Here is an 18,889-nt window from a genome sequence, read left to right as displayed (position 1 = left end):
GAAGGAATTGCATAAATAAAGGTCGAATATCTGACTATACGTCGAATGAAAGTATTTTCAATTAAATATGAATATTCTTAAGGTTCCTCTGCAATTGAGGATTTTAAAGGGGAAGTCGGCGAAAATCCGACGCGGTCCCGCCACTGTAAACAAGGAGTTCTCTTCAAAATTAAAGCTGGGAAGAGGAAGAGAACGATGACTTGAAGCCAGGAAACCTTGCCTTAAGAAACATCACTGACCTACGGGCGATAGGAAATGTGTGTGTTTATTAGGGTAAACCATACGAGCCGCTCGGGCTCGTTTTTTATTTACATACTATAATTTCGCTTACTTCCCAGTTGCACTCAACAATATAACAAAGAACGATGCTCTAACCTCGAAGGTCCTGTTCGAGTCTTGAACAAGCCATCAAACTTAGGAAGAGGGGAATGTATGTTACAGGTGATCGGTATCGGTCCTGGTAAGCCTGAATGGTTGCCACCGGCAATCACTGAACTTGTAAAGCACTGCGATGTCTTGATCGGAGGATCTAGAGCCCTCAAGCTCTTTCCCGATTTTTCGGGATATCAATCTTGTATAACCGGTAACCTTACCCCTAGTCTTGCTGTGATCAAGGATGCCCTGCTGGACAAAAAAATTGTTGGGGTTCTAGTCTCAGGTGATCCAGGATTCTTTAGTTTTTTGCCTATGCTGCGCAGGGAATTTCCGGAGGAGAGGATCGATGTCTACCCCGGAATCAGTTCACTGCAATTCGCCTTTGCCAGAGCCGGGCTTGCCTGGCAAGATGCGTCTTTTGTTAGTGTACATGGTCGAGAATTGTCCGTATTGCCCCGATTGTTAAGACGACCGACGGCGGTTTTAACTGGAGGTGAGAATACCCCCCAGAAAATTGCCCAATTCTATCTGGAACGGGGCGATAACCCTCTTATTTCTGTTGGTAATGCCCTGGGGTATCCTGAGGAAATCTGGCAAACAATGAACGCTGAACATTTGGCTCAGGAAACGAAGTTATTGAAAAATGCCATTGTCATCCTATATCCCACTTTAGAGCAAGAAGTCAAGCAAAGTACTGGATGTAGAATTGGGATTCCCGATCAAGAGTTCCTGCGCGGTAAGGTTCCCATGACGAAGGCTGAAATTCGAGTGCAGGTGCTTGCAAAAGCCCAGATTTCGTTATCTGACCGCGTGGTAGACATTGGCGCAGGTACTGGAAGTATCAGCATTGAAGCTGCAACCCTTGCCGCCGAAGGTGTTGTTTATGCTATTGAACATAATCCAGAAGCTCAAGAACTTATTCTTGCTAACCAAAAAAAATTTGGAATCTCCAATCTTCGTATGATTTCTGGGGCTGCACCTGATGTTTTTGGAGAAATTCCACCAGTTGATGTCTGTATCATTGGCGGTAGCAATGGGCGATTGGCGGAAATCCTAAAACAAGTACCACTCGTCGAGGGAGGAAGAGTGGTAATCACAGCGGTAACGATTGAAACCGTGGCTCAAGGGCTAAAACTGCTTACCGATCTTCACTATCAGGAAATCGATACCGTCTCTATTCAAGCGGTCCGCTGGAAGGCCGTTCAGTCCCTACACATGGCCCAAGCAATGAACCCGATCTTTATACTATCAGCACGAAAAGGAGAAAAAGCATGAATACAACGTGGGGAAAATTATATGGGATCGGGGTCGGCCCCGGTGATCCTCGTCTTTTAACTTTACTTGCCGTTGAAGTTTTGCAAACGGTTGATATCGTAGCCATACCTAAATCTAAGATGGAGCGAGAAAGCGTAGCTTGGGATATTGCTAAAGTTCACTGTCCGTCCAACGTCCGTCTGATTGAACTGGAAATGCCCATGACTTCAGATCAACAGGTTTTGGCAAAAGCTTGGCAAGATGGAGCCCAAACTCTCTTAGGTCAACTTAAACAAGGCAAATCTGTTGCTTTTATTACGCTGGGAGATCCTTCGCTCTATAGCACGTACAGTTACCTACTTAACATTCTCCAAGAAGAATTACCACAAGAGTGTATTGCAACCATTCCGGGAATAACGGCTATGGCTGCTGCCGCAGCGAGGATTAACTTGCCTCTGGCCACAGGGGATGAGCCTTTGCTTATTTTGCCGAGTACTGAGGATGTAGCGGAATACCTGGATTTTCCAAACTTAGTCTTGATGAAAGTATCTAGAAGACTTCCAGAAATGTTGACTCTTCTCGAAGAACGCGAGAAAAAAGCTGTCTTGTTGACGCGACTCGGTCAGTCTGGAGAGAAAATCCGTTGGGAGCCTAAACCGCTAGAATTTACATCTGACAAAGTCGATTATCTCAGCCTACTTCTTGTTAAAAAAGATTTGTTAGGGAGGAAAAACGATGAGTCAGAAAGCAACAATTAACGGGGAAGTTATTTTTGTTGGAGCTGGACCAGGAGATCCGGAGCTTATAACCGTGAAGGGATCCCGCGCGTTAGAGAGAGCAGACCGCGTGATTTATGCAGGATCTTTAGTCAACCCGGAGTTGCTCCGAATTTGTCGCCCAGGAACACCTATTCATGACAGCGCCCACCTCACGCTTGAAGAAGTAGTCACTTTGATGGATGAGGGGACTAAGAACGGCGAAACAATTGTGCGTCTTCATACTGGAGATCCCAGCATGTATGGAGCCATTAAAGAGCAATTCGACTACTTAGACAAGCAAAATATTCCTTATTCCGTCATTCCGGGGGTCAGTTCGGTGTTTTCAGCAGCTGCGGCAGTTCGGCGAGAATTCACGTTACCTGAAATCAGTCAAACTTTGATACTTACCCGCTTGGCCGGACGAACTCCTGTACCAGAGAAGGAAGCGCTTGCCAAATTAGCGAAACATCAAGCGAGTATGGCGATTTTCCTAAGTGTGCAGGATATAGGGTCAGTGGTTAAAGAGTTGCTGGAAGGTTATCCAGCCTCAACCCCCATTGCTGTCATCGCTAAAGCAAGTTGGCCGGATGAAGAGATTTTGCTGGGAACTCTGGAAACTATCGAAGAGAAAGTAAAAGCGGCAGGAATTCGGAAACAAGCGCAAATCCTGGTCGGAGATTTCTTAGATCCCGCAAACGGATATGCTCGCTCTAAGCTCTATGACCCGACCTTTACTCATGAATACCGTCAAGGGACAGCAACTTGAAAGTAGCACTTGTAGCGTTGACTGATCGTGGAATGGTTACAGCCCAGCGTATGAGCGAAGGGTTCCCGAACACAGTTAGGCGAGATTTTTTTATTCATGACAAAGCCCTTGCTCTTTCAAAAAACCATACAAGAAATGACACGCAAATTTTTCATAAATTAGGTGATATCGTTCCGAACCTCTGGCAGGAGTATTCTGTTCTCGTTTTTGTCATGGCTACAGGGATTGTGGTACGCCAAATCGCCTCACTGATCGAGTGCAAAGACCACGATCCTGCGGTACTCGTTTTAGACGAGGCAGGGAAGTTCATCATTCCCTTGCTTTCCGGACATTTAGGCGGTGCAAATGCTTGGGCTAATCATCTAGCCAGTCAAAGTGGAGCTTTAGCAGTTATTACCACTGCCACTGATGGCCGGGGATTGGTTGCCCCCGATGAATATGCTCGACGATATCATTGGCAAGTTGAACCTATAAACCATTTACCAGCTGTCAATCGCTTACTTTTAGAGCAAGGCACACTCAAAGTCTGGTCAAGTTACACTTTGCCACCGGAATATACTTGGTTAAATGATGAGCATTATCAGTTTCTGTCAGAAGATGAGAAGGAAAAAGCGAATGTCATTTTAAGTGCCTTTCCTGACCTAAATCCAAAAAAAGATTGCGTATATTTAATTCCTCCGGTCTTACGTGTTGGAGTTGGATGCCGACGGGGCATCTCCCCTAACGCTGTCTTAGAGGGGATTACAGCAGCAGTCGAACAAATCGGGGCCTCTCTCAAGGCAGTCGCAGGAATCTACAGTATTGACCTTAAATCCGACGAAGATGGTCTGATTGAAACAGCCCGGTACTTACGGGTTCCGTTTCAAACCTTTAGGGCAGAGGAACTCCAATCAGTCATTGAACAAGAACAGTTAAGTCGATCGAAGTTTGTATCAGAAAAGATAGGAGTGGACGGAGTATGCGAAGCAGCAAGCTTACTGGGAACCCAAATGGGACGGCTAGTTCTACCGAAAGTGAAAGGTCAGGGAGTAACCGTAGCAATCAGCATGGAAAACTTTTTGTCGTGGGCATCGGGCCCGGAGATCCTGACCATATGACCCAACGCGTTCAGACGGTTTGGAATGAAGTAGACTTTATCGTAGGCTATAAAACCTACATTGATCTCGTTCGGCCCTATTTATCCGATCAAAAGATCGTTTCCAATGGGATGCGTCAAGAGATTGACCGTTGTCGAGAAGCGATTCGTTTAGCTGCCGAAGGACACAGAGTGGCAGTAGTAAGTAGTGGAGATGCCGGAATTTATGGTATGGCTGGCATTGTTATTGAGTGTCTGGAACAAGAGGGTCTTTTAGACATTCCGCTGGAGATCATTCCTGGAATTACTGCCGCCACTGCGGCAGCATCCATGCTAGGGGCTCCTTTAATGCATGATTTTGCAGTAATTAGTTTAAGTGATCTTATGACGCCTTGGGAGGTCATTGAGAAACGCGTGCGTTTTGCGGCTGAAGCCGATTTTATCCTCGCGATTTATAACCCCAAAAGTAAAGGACGCACACAGCACATTGAGACTGTGCGCGAGATTCTCCTGCGTCACCGTCACCCTGAAACACCGGTCGGATTGGTCCGAGAGGCATTACGGGGCGAGGAGTCCAGCGTGCAAATGACCACACTTCAAGATTTCACCAATCAGACCATTGACATGCTCACAACCGTAATTATCGGCAACTCTCAAACCCGGATCATCGGTCCTTATATGCTAACTCCTCGAGGGTATAAGCTGTGAGGCTTTTGGTCTTAGCGGGAACTGAGGATGGGCGTGAATTAGCGAATGCCCTAAAACAGCGTGGCCACGATATTTTAGTGTCGACTCTGACCGCGTATGGCGCGGATTTAGCATTAGAACAGGGGCTTCAAGCTCGCTCTGGGGCTATGGATGCTCAGACTCTAACAGACCTTCTCCAGGGAAGTGCCTTTGATGCCCTGGTCGATGCAACCCATCCTTACGCAGTGCGGGTTAAAGAAATGGCCAAAACAGTCTGTGATAAACTATCGCTGCCCTACCTCCGTTGGCAGCGTTCTCCGCTTGATTTGGAGGTTCATCCTCTGATTCATTGGGCCGAGGATATTCCAACTGCTGCTCATATTGCTGCCCAACTCGCAGGTCAACGTATTCTCTTAACTACAGGAAGCAATGCTTTAGCAGAATGGGTATCTCTGTCTGCTTTAAAAGATAAAGTGCTCTTCATTCGCGTTCTGCCTACAGCCGAGGTCTTGGCACGCTGCGAATCTTTGGGGTTCAAGCCAAAGCAAATCATTGCCGCTCAAGGCCCTTTCTCCCAGGAATGGGACGAAGCAATGTTCAAACAATTAAATATCGAAGTCGTGGTTGCTAAAGAAAGTGGAAAAGTAGGAGGTACCCTCGAAAAGGTACAGGCTTGTCTCCGCTTAAACATCCCCTTGATTATCCTGAAACGTCCGGCAGAGGAGACTGACGAAAGCTCACTTCCCCAGTTCATAAAACATTTGGAGGCGATTTTATGAAATCAGAAATTATTTTATTAGGACACGGTAGTCGTCGTGCCGAAGCAAACCAAGGACTTTTAGTAGTCGCTCAAAAAGTAAGTCTTCTAATGGGGCAAACAGTAACACCTGCTTATATGGCGCACGATCAACCCAGTCTGCCAGAAGCAGTGCAGGCTAAGATTAAAGAAGGAGCATTAAAGATTGTTATCATGCCGCTCTTTCTTTTTCGAGGAGTCCATGTATCGGTAGATATTCATGAGGAATTACGAGAAATAAGGGAACAAAATCCGAACGTGGAAATTGTATTTACGGAAGAATTGGGAGCAGATGACGGCATCGCAAATTTGGCTTGCCTACGTATTAAGGAGGCTATGGGTGCATGACATCTTTTATCTTAGATCCGAGTCAAATCGAGACGGAAAGTATGCGCATCATACGAGCTGGACTGACTCGCCCCTGGTCTGAGGATGAATACCCAGTTGTAGAACGTTTAATTCATACGAGTGGGGATCCTTCCTTGGAACAAGCCATTGCCATTCATCCCCAAGCGATTGCTTGCGGACTCAAGGCGCTGAAAGAAGGCGCGAACGTTATTACAGATGTCGAGATGGTCCGAGCGGGTATCTCCAAAGAAAAACTAAAATCTTTGGGTGGAACTGTAGAAAGTTATTTGAATGCCCCTGGCGTTTCAGAACAGGCTAAAGCCTGGGGAATTACACGCTCAATGACAGCCTTTCGGATGCATCCCGAGCGTCTGCGCGGCGCGATCGTAGCAATCGGTAACGCGCCAACAGCACTGCTTGAAGTTTTGCGTTTAGCCGAAAATCAGGAAACTTGTCCGGCCTTAATTGTGGGAATACCCGTTGGTTTTGTGGGAGCGAAAGAGTCCAAAGATTTACTTTGGGAACGAGTCAACCTCCCGTCAATCACAGTATTAGGCACCCGAGGAGGAAGTCCACTCGCAGCGACAGTGGTCAATGCTTTAATTTATACCGCCATTTCGCAAATGCGTAGTTCGTAGTTCGAAAGCCGAATACTGAAAGTCAAACCACGATTATGCGAATATCGAATCGAACCACGAATATCGAAAATCGAACCACGAAAGGAGGGTGACATTCTTGTCTTCTGAAAAAAACTTGTCAGCAAGACTCATGATCCAAGGGACCTCTTCAAGTGTTGGGAAAAGTGTCCTGGCAGCTGCCTTTTGTCGGATTTTTTATCAGGAAGGTTATCTGGTTAGTCCTTTTAAAGCGCAGAATATGGCTCTTAACTCCTTTGTCACAGCAACTGGCGGAGAGATGGGGAGAGCACAGGTGGTACAGGCCCAAGCTGCAGGAGTTGACCCGGATGTTCGCATGAACCCGATTTTGCTTAAACCAAGTGGGCCTAGCGGTTCTCAAGTAATCATCATGGGGCAGTCCCAAGGGAACGTGACAGCCCTGCGTTACCACGGAGAATATCAAAGGATGACCTGGCCATCTGTTCAAGAGGCCCTCCACTCACTGCTTGACGAATACGAGATCTTAGTTATTGAAGGAGCAGGGAGTCCGGCGGAAGTCAATCTTAAATCAAATGATATTGTTAATATGCGAGTAGCTCTGGAGGCGAAGTCACCAGTCTTGCTTGTTGCTGATATTGACCGTGGCGGTGCCTTGGCTTCTGTTGTGGGGACCTTGGAATTGCTGGAACCCGAGGAGAGAGACTTGGTTAAAGGGATTATCTTTAATAAGTTTCGCGGCGAACTGGCCCTACTTCAACCTGCCTTAGATTTCATTGAAGAGCGAACAGGAATCCCAGTGGTAGGGGTTGTCCCTTATTTTAAAATCCGCATCCCGGATGAAGATTCGGTTGCCTTGAATGAGTCTACCGAGAGACCCTCTGTTTCGCTCCCTGATCAATTAGACGTTGCAGTGGTTCGGCTGCCTTACATTTCTAACTTTACGGACTTTGATGCGCTTCAAGACGAATCGGATGTCTCGGTCCGCTATGTCACCGAAATCGGTAATCTTGGCAAACCCGATCTTATTATTCTTCCGGGAAGTAAAAATACCCTTGCTGATTTGCGTTTTCTACATGAGAGCGGTTTTGGGGAGCAGATTTCTAAGCTCAGTGAAGAGGAAATTCCTCTTATCGGTATTTGCGGTGGTTACCAAATGATGGGACGTTCTGTGCTGGATCCGCTGCATACAGAATCTGAACTTGAAGAGGTAGCAGGACTTGGTATTCTTCCAATGGTAACGGAATTCTATCCCCAGAAACATACCGTCCAAAGTACAGGAACAATTCTGGCGAATCGAGACTTCTTTAAAGCTTGTACCGGGGAAACGGTTGTTGGCTATGAGATTCATATGGGGCGATCCACAATGGATGAGGGACATACGCCACTGTTTAATTTGACTTCCAATGGAGTATCTTATCCGGATGGCTTGCAAACCAGGAATTCCTTTGGAACCTACTTACATGGAATTTTTGACAATGACAGTTTACGGACGGAACTTTTGAAATGGCTTTGGCAGCGCCGAGGTCGTTGTAGACCGGTTGAAGCGTCAATTTCTCAGGCCTCACTTCGCGAAGCAGCCTTTAATGAGCTGGCAGATTTAGTACGGCAAAGTGTGGATCTTGAACGTGTTCGTGCTATTATGGGTTTAGATACCCAAGCAATTCATCTGGCTGAGACGGTGTAAGCAATGCCATCAATTAGTTTTCTCACCATCGCCGTCCTGATCGGGTTTCTACTCGACCAAATCATTGGAGACCCCCGTAGTTGGCCCCACCCGGTCGTAGGAATTGGCCAAGTCATTTCCTTTTTAGAGCGCCGACTCAATCTGGGATCCCCCCAGGCACGCCGACGGCATGGAGTTCTTCTAACCTGCCTTGTAGTCGGTGGAACTTATCTGATTACCTGGGCCGCTGTTTGGGGTGCGAATGCACTTCATCCCTTATTCGGTTTAGGCGTGAGCGCGTATTTTATTTTTTCAACTTTGGCAGGAAAATCCTTATTAGATGCAGGACAAAGTGTTATGCAACCATTAAAACTCGGTGATTTGAGCGAGGCCCGATTACGTCTTTCCTGGTTGGTTAGCCGCGACACAAGTAATCTATCCGTTGGAGAGATTGTACGAGGAACCGTCGAAACCCTCGCTGAAAACTTCGTTGATGGGATCTTATCTCCACTTTTTTATGCAGCCCTTGGCGGAGCCCCTTTAGCAATGGCTTTTAAAGCTGTTAGCACTTTGGATTCGATGGTTGGTTATCGTAATGAACAGTATGAAGATTTTGGCTGGTTCTCAGCCCGAACGGATGATTGGGCTAATTATGTCCCAGCACGGTTATCAGTTCCCATCTTACTCTTTGCCGGCTGGTTAACCAGGATGTCGGTACGTCACGCTTATCGGATGTGGAAACGGGATGCCTCAGGTCATCCGAGTCCAAACGGTGGGAATCCGGAAAGCGTCGTCGCTGGGTTACTTGGTATTCGTCTTGGTGGTATCAATATCTATCATGGCAAACCCCATCATCGGGCAGAGATGGGAGATGCCCTTCATCCCGTGGACGCCGCTGATATTGTGCGCTGTCGATTTCTGGTGCGAACGGCAACTTGGATATCCCTTTTGCCAGCTCTTTTGTTAACCTACGTGGCATGATTCGTGGTTCGAACTGCGAACTGCGAACTACAAACTACAAACTAATAACTACAAACTAATAACTACTAACTTCTAACTACTAACTTCTAACCACTAACCACGAACTACGAACTACGAACTACGAACCACGAACCACGAATAGGGGGAGATAGTATGAGGATTCCTCGGATTGTTGTAGCGGGAACGCATAGCGGAGTGGGTAAAACAACTCTAGCTACTGGTTTGATGGCGGCTTTGAAAAAGCGCGAACGGCCAATCCAGGGGTACAAGGTTGGGCCAGATTACATCGATCCTAGTTATCATGCGGCAGCTACGGGAGCAGCTTCCCGCAATCTTGACCGGTGGCTGCTGGGTGAACATCTACCTTCCGTCTTTGCTCAAAGTTCAAAGGAGCGTTGGGCAGTGATTGAAGGTGTAATGGGTCTATTTGATGGAATGAGCGGAACGGCTGGTTTCGGAAGTAGCGCTGATGTAGCAAAACTCCTGCGAGCTCCTGTTATACTCATTATCGATGCCTCCTCGATGTCCCGCAGCGTGGCTGCCTTAGTACACGGCTTTAATACCTTTGATCCAGAATTAAACCTTCAAGGGGTTATACTGAACAGAGTAAAATCTTCGGCCCAAGAAAAGATACTTAGAGAAGCCCTTAGTGATCTTAAGATTCCGATTCTCGGAGTTTTCCCTAAGGAAGTGGCCTTACAACTTCCAGAACGGCACCTAGGATTGGTCCCCGTGGGGGAGGGCGGACCACTGGGAGGCTTTATCGATACCCTTTCCCAACTAATAACTGACCACATCGATCTGGAACAAGTTGAAAGCATTATGCTTAACGCACCGGATCTTCAAGAATCTACTTTTTTAGAAGTGAAAACTAGCACGCGTTCTGTTCTGAGTTCTGAGATGAATCCTGCTTCTATTTCTGCTAAGCCGCTGAATCATGAAACGTTTCGTTTAGGTTTAGCGTTGGATGAGGCATTTCTTTTTTACTACCAAGATGCCTTAGACCTCGCAGAACGCTTGAAATTTATAATTGTACCGTTTAGCCCTTTACATGACCAGGCCCTTCCCCAAGATCTGGATGGTATTTTCCTAGGCGGAGGGTTTCCAGAACTTCATGTACAGCGCTTGAGTGAAAATCTTAGCTTCCTCGATTCTCTGCGCTCCTATGCGGCGAGTGGCAAACCGATCTATGCCGAATGTGGTGGGTACATGTATCTGGGACAATCCATAACGGATTTTGAAGGAAGAGACCTTAAATTGGCGGGTCTTATTCCCATGAAGGCAGAAATGACTAAACGCTTACAAGGCATTGGGTATCGACGCGGGGTATTTCGTGAGGATAATTTTTTAGGTCCTCGCGGGACAACGGTTCAAGGACATGAATTTCATTATTCACGTGTGACCTATGAGCAAGAATATCCTGCAGCTTATGAATTATTCAAAGGGGATCACTCCGATCGAATGGAGGGATATGCCCGGGATAATATCGTCGCCTCCTACCTTCACCTTCATTTTTCTGGACACCGGGAATTGCTTGAACACTGGTTTAAGTCTCGTTCTCAGGGAATTAAGTCATGATTACCGTTTATACCGGACAGGGTAAAGGTAAGACAACGTCAGCCATTGGCGAAGCCGTGCTAGCTTATTCTAGAGGAAAACAAGTTCTAATGGTCCAATTCCTCAAAGGGAGTACTTACAGTGGTGAACTATTGGGTCTTAATCGTTTAGGAATTCCTCTCGTTCAATTTGGAGTAGGATGTCGTTGGTCGGGGATGATCCGTACCGGTATGAAACACTGTACGGGGTGTGGGGAATGTTTTCGCCAAAATCGCAATCCGGAGATCGCTTTAGAGTTGGTTCAACAGGCCTTTGATTTCGTGGTAGACGAAGTTAAGGCAAACACCTATCAAGTGATTATTTTAGATGAGGTGAGCCATGCCCTAAACCATGGTTTTCTGAGCTTGGATCTATTGAAAGAACTGCTGTCAACACATTCCTCCCTGCACTGGATTCTAACGGGACGAGGGATGTCCGCTGACTTAGAGCCTTTAGTGGACAATTGGTGGGACTTAAACTTACTAAAACATCCTTTTGCTAAAGGGGTTAACAGTCGTAGGGGGATTGAATATTAATGGATTTCACTGTTGGGTTGGCCCGGTGTCCGGGGACATGTGGAGAATGGGTACAAGGAGCTCGCAAAGGAGTTCCATTTCTGGTGGATTGTCCCATTGACCGATTTTCGGAGGCCAGGGTGGCATTGAATATGCACGCCACAGGCTGGGATCTTCCTCCGAGTAAAACAAAAGCGCTCCAAGTCTTGCAATTGCTTAAAGACAACTTAGGTCTACCAGCATTAGGTGGTACGGTGAAATTTATCCAGCAGCTTCCGGAAGGGAAAGGAATGGCGAGCTCAACCGCTGACATTTCTGCCGTAGCAGCAGCCGCTCTAATTGCTCTTGGAAAAGATCCTGCTCCAGAGCGCTTAGCGCATTTTGCTTTACGGATTGAACCAAGTGACAGTGTCATGTTTCCAGGAATCACGGAAATTGAACATGTTCAGGGCCATAGCCATAACGTGTTGGGAGCTTCAGTCCCTGCTTTATTTCTCGCCTTAGACTGGGGGGGAACAATTGATACCAGGGTGTTTAATGCCCGCCCAGGTTTAGCGGAGCACTATCGGAGATATGAAGGTGAAATTCAGAGGGCGTATGGTTTGGCCCGTGAAGGAATAGAGCAAGCTGATTTGGGAAAATTAGCTGCAGCCGGGACAATCAGTGCCCGGTGCAATCTTGAGATAAATCCCAAATCGTTGTTTGAGCCCTTCTTGGCCTGGGTTCGTCAGAAAGGAGGGCTGGGGGTTGTTACTGCTCACAGTGGCACCCTGCTCGCTGGCGTATTTCCTCAGAACAGCTTTGCCAATCGGGAGCTACGTAAGAACCTACGACTTGAAGCACATCAACTGTTTAACCCTGTGTATCTCGATCTCTTTAACAGTCATTCCGGTGGAATCTTAGCCACAAAACTGAAATTATCTGAAAATGCGGGGTGAAACTATGCACGGTGGAAATCTGCGCAGAGCTCAAGAATTGTATGGCTTGGATTCGTTTATTGACCTTTCGGCAAATATTAATCCTTATGGGCCGCCGCCTGGGGTTTGGGCATCCTTGCAACAGGGAATGCCAGAGATTGTCCATTACCCAGACCCCGAGAGTCAAGCCTTAAGAAAGACTCTGGCTAGTCATATGAACCTACCGGCCGAAAGAATCATGGTCGGCAACGGTGCTGGTGAATTAATCTTTACAATCGTTCAAGCGTTAAAACCTAAAAAAGTTGTGATTCCAATTCCAACATTCAGTGAATACGAACGGGCAGCGCGTTCTGTCGGGTCTGAAGTGAGCTATATCCCGCTGGGCCCAGAAGGCTGGGCGAAGTTTAAGCGTGTTGCTGGTGAAAGTGAAAACGAAAACACACGTGATGAAGGTGGGGTAGACCGAAAATGGCGAGAATACCTTGAAGGGTGTGACTTACTCTTTCTTTGTTCCCCGCATAATCCGACAGGGAGAGTCCTGGAAAAAGACACCTTTGAACGAATCTTATATCTAACCAAAGAATTAGGCTGTCGGATTCTCTTCGATGAGTCGTTCCTTGATTTTCTTCCGGACGAGTTACGCAACTCTACTCGTGCCTATCTTGAGGCCAACGATCACCTTATTATCTTATACTCTTTAACTAAGTTTTACAGTTTACCGGGGTTGCGTTTGGGCACTGTCTTTGCTCATGAGTCTTTGCTTCACCTATTCGAGCAATACCGTGATCCTTGGTCTGTGAACGTTCTCGCTCAACATGCCGGAATCACTGCACTTCGGGATCTGAAGTATGCGGATGAGGTTCGGGAAAAATTGACAGAGAGCAGATCCTATTTTTATCGTGAATTCGCTCTATGCAATTTTCCCCATCTGCGACTTTGGCCAACCTCTGTTAATTTTGCTTTAATCGAAGTCTTGAATCATACCTCTAAAGAATTGATTGAACATCTGGGACGTCATGGGATACTGGTACGCGACTGTTCCAGCTTTGCAGGTCTGCCCGGTGATTTTATTCGGGTAGCGATTAAAGATATCTTCGTCATGGAACAGCTCATTGAAGGGTTGAAAGGATTCTATTTTTGATGTTCATGGCAACTTAACTCATTCGCAAGATGCGTTAGGTCACCATATCAATTACGGTTACGATGACTTAAACCGCCTAATCCATGTCCATGATCAGGCTACTATCGATACTTACTACAGATACGATGAAGACAATAACCTCATCTTAACAGATGCCCCATACCCCTGGGAAAACCCACGCCACTAATAAGTAGAAGAGCGGTTTACCATTTATGGTGGAACCGCTCTTCATTTTTGTTATATATTTATGCTCTTTTCGCAAATATTGTGGTTATAAAACAAACAATATGTATCTATTATGATAATGTGTTGCCCATCTTTATTAACTTTTTTAAATAGAAGGAAACACCGTACTCAAATCTACAGTTAAATCTGGAAATATTGATACGGTTATTTTTTCCTCTTCTGTGTATATTTCTGGCCTACCGTATCTACCGTTGCTTTGCAATAAGAATACACTTACAATCTTACCTTCTGGCTCTACAATCCAGTATTCTATAACTCCAGCGTTTTCATACTGATTAAACTTGGTAACCCTGTCAAGTTTAATCGAAGATGGAGAAATAATTTCAATTATCAAGTCGGGTATACCCTTACAGCCTTGTTTATCAATTTTAGATTTGTCACATACGACAGTAATGTCAGGCTCAAAAACTTTCTTTATGTCTTCGTCTTTCTTTTCGTCCCCCTTAGTTAACCTAACAGAGAATGGGGCTGCATAAACTTTACAAGGTTTTCCCTTTAAGTAGACTGAAATCTGAGTAGATAAATTCATTGATATCTCCTGATGCTCTGGTGAAGGGGTTGCTTGCATATAGAGAACACCATCAATAATTTCTACTCTTTCATCTTCAGGCCATGATAGGTAGTCTGCATACGTGTATTGTCTTTCTTCTTGGGGTACTAGCATAATAACACTCTCCTTTATTCGATATTGTAGTGTCTTCGCACGCCAGCCAAGTTTTCTTTGTTTGCCTATAAATTTGACGATATTATTATACCATGAAAAGGTAAATATTGCCGAATGAGAGAAGACCAGAACTAAACACACGGCCTGCAATCTATTTTTCTGAATGATTGGTTTTTTGTGACCCATCAAGAGATTCAAGGCACCCAGTATTTCCCACAGATCAATAATTTTGATGTTTTACCTGTTCAAATCAGTGCTACTCGACGCAACATGCTGGTGAGCCGTCATTTATTGTCGTTCCGCGTAAGTTCCAGGTACCTTCGCGGAACGACAAGTTCCGCCGAGTACTAACTTTAGCTCTTACTGCTTTCCTTCCGCCATCCTATAGCTCTCAGGGAGTTTCCTTAATGATAGCAGTGCCAATGGGCCGATGAGTGCACCTATTCCTAAAGAGGCAAAGGCAATACCCCAAGAATGTGTTTTATCAACTAAATACCCAAAAACACCGGGAGCTATTATTGTAACTCCAAAGCCCATCACCGACTGAATTCCTAAAGCCAGCCCTGTAACCTCTGAATCCACAAGTTCTGTTATCGCCGTTGAAAAAATCGGACTATCTCCGATGACTAAGAAACCATACAAAATGGCTATCGCTGAAGCCGCATAAATCGACCATTCACTCATCCATCCAATGATAAACGAACAAAAAATACTCCCGACTAAGAAAACTAGGATACTTTTTATTCTTCCTTTTCGATCAGAGAAAAATCCCCCCGTCCAAGTCGCAATACTCCCTATAATGACACTTAGTCCCCCTATGATATTGCCATACATCTGGGCGTCTTGAGTCGAATACCCATGAAATTTAAACATTGCTACCAAAAAAGGAGCGATCCATGGCCACATGGCGTAAAGTTCCCACATATGTCCCATATAACCTAAATTTAATAATAGATTGGGCCGAGACAAAACCTTTTTAACTTGGCCCCAACTCAATTCAACTTTGACAGCATTGAGGGGCACTTCACCCATCTGATAGACTAAAAAAGCCCCGAACAGTGCCCCCAGAGAAGTAATGGTAATCAGCGTAGCCCAACTGATGATTTTTACCAATATACCTGATAAAAGCAGTGAGGCCCCCGAACCGACAACAAGGGAACCAACATAAAAGCCTATTGCTTTTCCTCTAGATTCGGGTGGGAAAACTCCAGCAAGTAACCTCATACCGGGAACGTAAACTCCACCCATTCCTATCCCAGCAAGCGTTCTTAAAAGCAAAGCACTGTAAAATCCATTTGCACAAAAAGCAAAAAGCAAACTTGAAATTCCTGTAACGAGGGCTCCAAAGATAAAAATTTTCTGTGGGTTATGTCTATCACTTAATACACTAAAAAAGAAAACCGCGATGACATAACCTAACTGAAAGGTAGAGATTATAACGCCTGCCTGAAAGTTAGTTATATTCCACGCCTGTTTTAGCGGAGATAGAACAGCAGAAAAGTTATACCAGATTTGCATAACCATAAATTGTGCAACTGATAATGTCCATAAAAGTCTGTTTCGATTTAAGTACTCATCCATCTATTACGACTCCTATTAAACGTCTATCACCTAAGCGACAATCGCGATTTATTCACGTTATTTTGTAAGTGAGATCTATAATGGCTTATTATCCTATAGATCTCCTTTAAAGCCAGATGGTTCTTCACGACAAGGACCCGTACGTGCAATAGAAAATAAGCCACCCGGCAGATCAGGTGACCTATTTACAAGTATCTACTGTATTACTAGATTTACTTTCGTTTTTAAACTTGCCAAAACCGGCGATTTTCGAAGGGCAATATTCGCAATTTCCATTACTTGTATTTTACTCGCGGAAGTCTCCACCGTTAAAGTAATAACCGGATTTAAAATCCCGCCATCGCCCTCCTCGATCCCTAAAAACACCGCGGCATTTAAATCGGCTTCAATTGTGACATCTACATTCTCCAGCTTTATCCCTTGCTGGCTCGCTAACACTTGAAAGGTTATTGCAAAACATCCTCCTACAGCAGCTACTAAATATTCTACAGGGTTTGGGGCTTTATTCATTCCGCCCATAGGCTTTGGCTGATCCATTTCAAATGGGGTAAATTCCCTTATCCCCACTTGATTTTGTACGCCATCTACCCAGTGGATCTTCGCAACCCATTTTTTTATGGCTAGATTTTGGTCCACCTTCATTGCACTCATAGTTTGCGTTAACATGTTAAAGTCAATATTATTCATTGTAAGCTCATCTCCTCTCCTTTTAAAGGTTAGCATGTGGGAAGCTCCATGTATGTAAGGAGGCTTACCTTATTAACAAATATTACACTTTGTTAATCGAGTTTCGTCTAAGTAAATCCAGATTCTGTTGTTATCGATTCGAATGGTGTTTTCCTGCCGTAATTTATTTAGCAATAAGGTCACTGTTTCCCTGGTGGAAGCAATCATACCCGCTAAATCCCTATGCGTTATGGAAACCGGCAAAGGATACCAGTCTCCGTCACCTTCTAAAGGGTCAGCCAGTTTGCGAAGTAAGAAAATTAACCTTTCTTCCACTTTACCGTAGGCCACCTGTTCTAAAACCTCGATTACTTCTTGGTACCGCTCCGAAAAGAAATGTAATAGATTAATGGCCAAAGTAGGATTTTCGTTAACAATTGTTATAATTTCTTGTTTTGGTATTTTCACAATGGATAGATCCGTTAAAGCCTTACAAAATATAGTAGTTTCCTTGCTAGAGAAAGTATCTAAAAGATTTACAAACTCCCTTGGGGATACTAATCCCAGAATACACTCCTTTCCATCAATATGAAGCTTGTATACACTTGCATTGCCCGTCTCTACGAGATAAACAGATTGTATTAACATTCCAGGGGTAATAACGTGTTCCCCTTTTCCGAAAAAAACCCTTTCTCCTTTTTCCAGCATATCCCTCATAACATCCGTGGGAAACAAGCGAATGTTTTTTATAATATATAAGTTATTATTAAACACGGTCCAATTTCACCCCTCTCTTTCATGATTTAAACATAAAACAAAATGGCTATTTTCTTTTTAGAAGATTTTATTCGCTCCATTTCGCAGTAGTAAGTTTGACTAAACCAAAGACCCTCACTTGAGAGGGCCTTTGGTTTTTTTCTGTACATTTAGTTAGATAAGGAAAGGTACTATTTACTAGCCTCAGCCGGCACAACAATTGGGGATATGACACTGTCTTTAAGCAATTCCACACACTGGGCCGGATCCACGGTTGGAATCCCCAAGCATCGGGCAACGAGCTCGGTCAAGTCCATTTGTTGTACTTGCGTACCCATGGCGTGACAGGTGGCGTTGAACTGCGAGCCACAACCCGCACTGTTGGTGACCAACCATTCCGCCCCTGTCTGCTCAGCTTCCTGGACGCGCTTCATCCCGCTGTGGCCTACCGAAGCGAGCAAGTCGAAAGCTGAAACAAGACCGCAACACAAGCTTTGATACATCCTTTTTTCACGAGAAATTCACAACTTACAGATATTCGTTAGATCACGAGATGTATAAGTGAATAGTCTCTTTCTTTAGGCCAGAAGGAAACTAAATCTGCTGGTCTTTCTTTCTGTTTTTTTCGAAAGTATAAGTATAACTCATCCTTGACAGCATCTTAGGAACATCAAGGGTTTGTGTACAAGTTTGCACTAAGAAAACAACAACTTGTTGAAGGAAACAGGTACCAACAAAGGTTCAACACAGGTGCTGTTAACTACCAGTACCGAAGCGATAACAAGCTTAGGTCAGTTACGTTACCGGATGAAAATACCCTTTATTTTAACTACGATGAAAATGGTCGCTTATTCCAAATCCAGTATCCGGGGACGAATGTCAAGAAAACGATCCTTTATCAAGGGAATGGTTGGTGTACTCAAATACAAGACTCCCAATTTCCCGATAAAAACTATTATAACATAGTTATAATGCCGATGGGAGTATCTCCAAAGGTTACCTCATGGGCTGGCGTGCATGAGTATATGACAATTTTAACAGACTAAAAAGTTGGTCGAATACTCCCGTTGGCGGCAGCAAAGTAACAGAATATTATACCTATGACGCTATAGGAAACTTAACCAAGAAAGGGATTAAAACCTATTCCTACGATGAATCCAACCAAATAACCACTAATGGATTCACGTATACACGTATAATAGTAATGGAAATTTGACCAGTGACGGAACCAATAGCTACAAATACGATAACAGAGAACAGGTTAATTCAGGTGAATAAAATAGTAGGCGGCACCTTGGTTGCTACCTATTCGTATTACCACGATGGGTTGAGAAAAAGTAAAATTGTTGACGGAGTAACAACAAACTATAACTGGAACGCTTCCGGCAATCTAGTGTCGCTTCCTTAAACTATTTGTCACTGGAATTCCAGAATTCACTGTCAGTTAGAAGTTAGCATTTTGGAGTTGTCATTTATAGAATCATACT

The 18,889-nt window shown here is 44.8% G+C and carries 21 protein-coding genes and 1 riboswitch; of the genes, 16 read left to right on the top strand and 5 right to left on the bottom strand.

Annotation, left to right across the window (positions count from 1 at the left end; genetic code table 11):
• Positions 1-63 precede the first annotated feature (63 nt).
• A riboswitch (cobalamin riboswitch) is annotated at positions 64-238 on the top strand.
• Positions 239-432: 194 nt separating this feature from the next.
• The 14 genes from DSBG_RS08730 to DSBG_RS08665 all read left to right on the top strand — a co-directional run bounded on the left by DSBG_RS08730 (position 433) and on the right by DSBG_RS08665 (position 13,489).
• Positions 433-1,650, top strand: coding sequence for a bifunctional cobalt-precorrin-7 (C(5))-methyltransferase/cobalt-precorrin-6B (C(15))-methyltransferase (locus DSBG_RS08730; RefSeq protein ID WP_068963759.1), 1,218 nt, complete (start codon positions 433-435; stop codon positions 1,648-1,650).
• Positions 1,647-2,387, top strand: coding sequence for a precorrin-2 C(20)-methyltransferase (cobI, locus tag DSBG_RS08725; RefSeq protein WP_068963758.1), 741 nt, complete (start codon positions 1,647-1,649; stop codon positions 2,385-2,387). Before DSBG_RS08730 ends, cobI begins: the two co-directional genes overlap by 4 nt.
• Positions 2,365-3,153: a precorrin-4 C(11)-methyltransferase gene (gene cobM / locus DSBG_RS08720; protein ID WP_068963757.1), complete on the top strand. Its 789-nt coding sequence runs from the start codon at positions 2,365-2,367 to the stop codon at positions 3,151-3,153. The genes cobI and cobM overlap by 23 nt, the downstream gene beginning before the upstream one ends.
• Complete coding sequence (locus DSBG_RS08715) at positions 3,150-4,250, top strand: cobalt-precorrin 5A hydrolase (protein WP_068963756.1); 1,101 nt, start codon at positions 3,150-3,152, stop codon at positions 4,248-4,250. The genes cobM and DSBG_RS08715 overlap by 4 nt, the downstream gene beginning before the upstream one ends.
• Positions 4,247-4,936 carry a precorrin-3B C(17)-methyltransferase gene (cobJ, locus tag DSBG_RS08710; protein WP_068963755.1) on the top strand — a complete coding sequence of 230 codons (690 nt, stop codon included), beginning with the start codon at positions 4,247-4,249 and terminating at the stop codon, positions 4,934-4,936. Before DSBG_RS08715 ends, cobJ begins: the two co-directional genes overlap by 4 nt.
• Positions 4,933-5,694: a precorrin-6A reductase gene (gene cobK, locus DSBG_RS08705; RefSeq protein ID WP_068963754.1), complete on the top strand. Its 762-nt coding sequence runs from the start codon at positions 4,933-4,935 to the stop codon at positions 5,692-5,694. Before cobJ ends, cobK begins: the two co-directional genes overlap by 4 nt.
• Entirely contained in the window at positions 5,691-6,059 is a 369-nt protein-coding gene (locus tag DSBG_RS08700) for a sirohydrochlorin chelatase (protein ID WP_068963753.1), read from the top strand. Before cobK ends, DSBG_RS08700 begins: the two co-directional genes overlap by 4 nt.
• Positions 6,056-6,697 carry a precorrin-8X methylmutase gene (locus DSBG_RS08695; protein ID WP_068963752.1) on the top strand — a complete coding sequence of 214 codons (642 nt, stop codon included), beginning with the start codon at positions 6,056-6,058 and terminating at the stop codon, positions 6,695-6,697. The genes DSBG_RS08700 and DSBG_RS08695 overlap by 4 nt, the downstream gene beginning before the upstream one ends.
• A gap of 130 nt (positions 6,698-6,827) precedes the next feature.
• Positions 6,828-8,360: a cobyric acid synthase gene (locus DSBG_RS08690; RefSeq protein ID WP_141694265.1), complete on the top strand. Its 1,533-nt coding sequence runs from the start codon at positions 6,828-6,830 to the stop codon at positions 8,358-8,360.
• A gap of 3 nt (positions 8,361-8,363) precedes the next feature.
• Positions 8,364-9,320, top strand: coding sequence for an adenosylcobinamide-phosphate synthase CbiB (cbiB, locus tag DSBG_RS08685; protein ID WP_068963750.1), 957 nt, complete (start codon positions 8,364-8,366; stop codon positions 9,318-9,320).
• Positions 9,321-9,473: 153 nt separating this feature from the next.
• The gene (locus tag DSBG_RS08680) at positions 9,474-10,898 is read left to right on the top strand and encodes a cobyrinic acid a,c-diamide synthase CobB (RefSeq protein WP_068963749.1); all 1,425 of its coding nucleotides are present in this window, start codon (positions 9,474-9,476) and stop codon (positions 10,896-10,898) included.
• Positions 10,895-11,452, top strand: a complete 558-nt coding sequence (locus DSBG_RS08675; protein WP_068963748.1) for a cob(I)yrinic acid a,c-diamide adenosyltransferase — start codon at positions 10,895-10,897, stop codon at positions 11,450-11,452. Before DSBG_RS08680 ends, DSBG_RS08675 begins: the two co-directional genes overlap by 4 nt.
• Entirely contained in the window at positions 11,452-12,369 is a 918-nt protein-coding gene (locus DSBG_RS08670) for a GHMP family kinase ATP-binding protein (protein ID WP_068963747.1), read from the top strand. Before DSBG_RS08675 ends, DSBG_RS08670 begins: the two co-directional genes overlap by 1 nt.
• A gap of 4 nt (positions 12,370-12,373) precedes the next feature.
• Complete coding sequence (locus DSBG_RS08665; protein WP_068963746.1) at positions 12,374-13,489, top strand: pyridoxal phosphate-dependent aminotransferase; 1,116 nt, start codon at positions 12,374-12,376, stop codon at positions 13,487-13,489.
• 331 nt (positions 13,490-13,820) lie between these two features.
• On the opposite strand, the gene DSBG_RS08660 is transcribed toward DSBG_RS08665, so the two are convergent.
• From DSBG_RS08660 to DSBG_RS08640, 5 genes are all read right to left on the bottom strand, one after another.
• Complete coding sequence (locus tag DSBG_RS08660) at positions 13,821-14,399, bottom strand: Uma2 family endonuclease (protein WP_068963777.1); 579 nt, start codon at positions 14,397-14,399, stop codon at positions 13,821-13,823.
• 360 nt (positions 14,400-14,759) lie between these two features.
• On the bottom strand, positions 14,760-15,980 hold the full coding sequence (locus DSBG_RS08655; RefSeq protein ID WP_068963745.1) for an MFS transporter: 1,221 nt from the start codon (positions 15,978-15,980) through the stop codon (positions 14,760-14,762).
• Between the two features lie 195 nt (positions 15,981-16,175).
• Positions 16,176-16,667 carry an OsmC family protein gene (locus DSBG_RS08650; protein ID WP_068963776.1) on the bottom strand — a complete coding sequence of 164 codons (492 nt, stop codon included), beginning with the start codon at positions 16,665-16,667 and terminating at the stop codon, positions 16,176-16,178.
• Between the two features lie 72 nt (positions 16,668-16,739).
• A complete protein-coding gene (locus DSBG_RS08645; protein WP_068963744.1) occupies positions 16,740-17,420 on the bottom strand; it encodes a Crp/Fnr family transcriptional regulator in 681 nt (226 codons plus the stop codon).
• A 173-nt stretch (positions 17,421-17,593) separates the two neighbouring features.
• Positions 17,594-17,905 (bottom strand): heterodisulfide reductase-related iron-sulfur binding cluster, encoded by a 312-nt coding sequence (locus tag DSBG_RS08640; protein ID WP_348980967.1) that lies wholly within the window; start codon positions 17,903-17,905, stop codon positions 17,594-17,596.
• A 177-nt stretch (positions 17,906-18,082) separates the two neighbouring features.
• Here DSBG_RS08640 and DSBG_RS08635 point away from each other — a divergent pair, with 177 nt between their 5' ends.
• The gene (locus DSBG_RS08635; RefSeq protein WP_068963742.1) at positions 18,083-18,448 is read left to right on the top strand and encodes a hypothetical protein; all 366 of its coding nucleotides are present in this window, start codon (positions 18,083-18,085) and stop codon (positions 18,446-18,448) included.
• Positions 18,449-18,672: 224 nt separating this feature from the next.
• Positions 18,673-18,810: a hypothetical protein gene (locus DSBG_RS22400; protein ID WP_176716229.1), complete on the top strand. Its 138-nt coding sequence runs from the start codon at positions 18,673-18,675 to the stop codon at positions 18,808-18,810.
• The last annotated feature ends 79 nt before the right edge of the window (positions 18,811-18,889 follow it).

Origin of the sequence: Desulfosporosinus cupriresistens (genome assembly GCF_001707885.1) — a bacterium.
In the GTDB taxonomy this organism is placed as follows: Bacteria; Bacillota; Desulfitobacteriia; order Desulfitobacteriales; family Desulfitobacteriaceae; genus Desulfosporosinus.
Note: the sequence above shows the minus strand (reverse complement) of the source record. Positions and strands in the feature narration are given on the sequence as shown.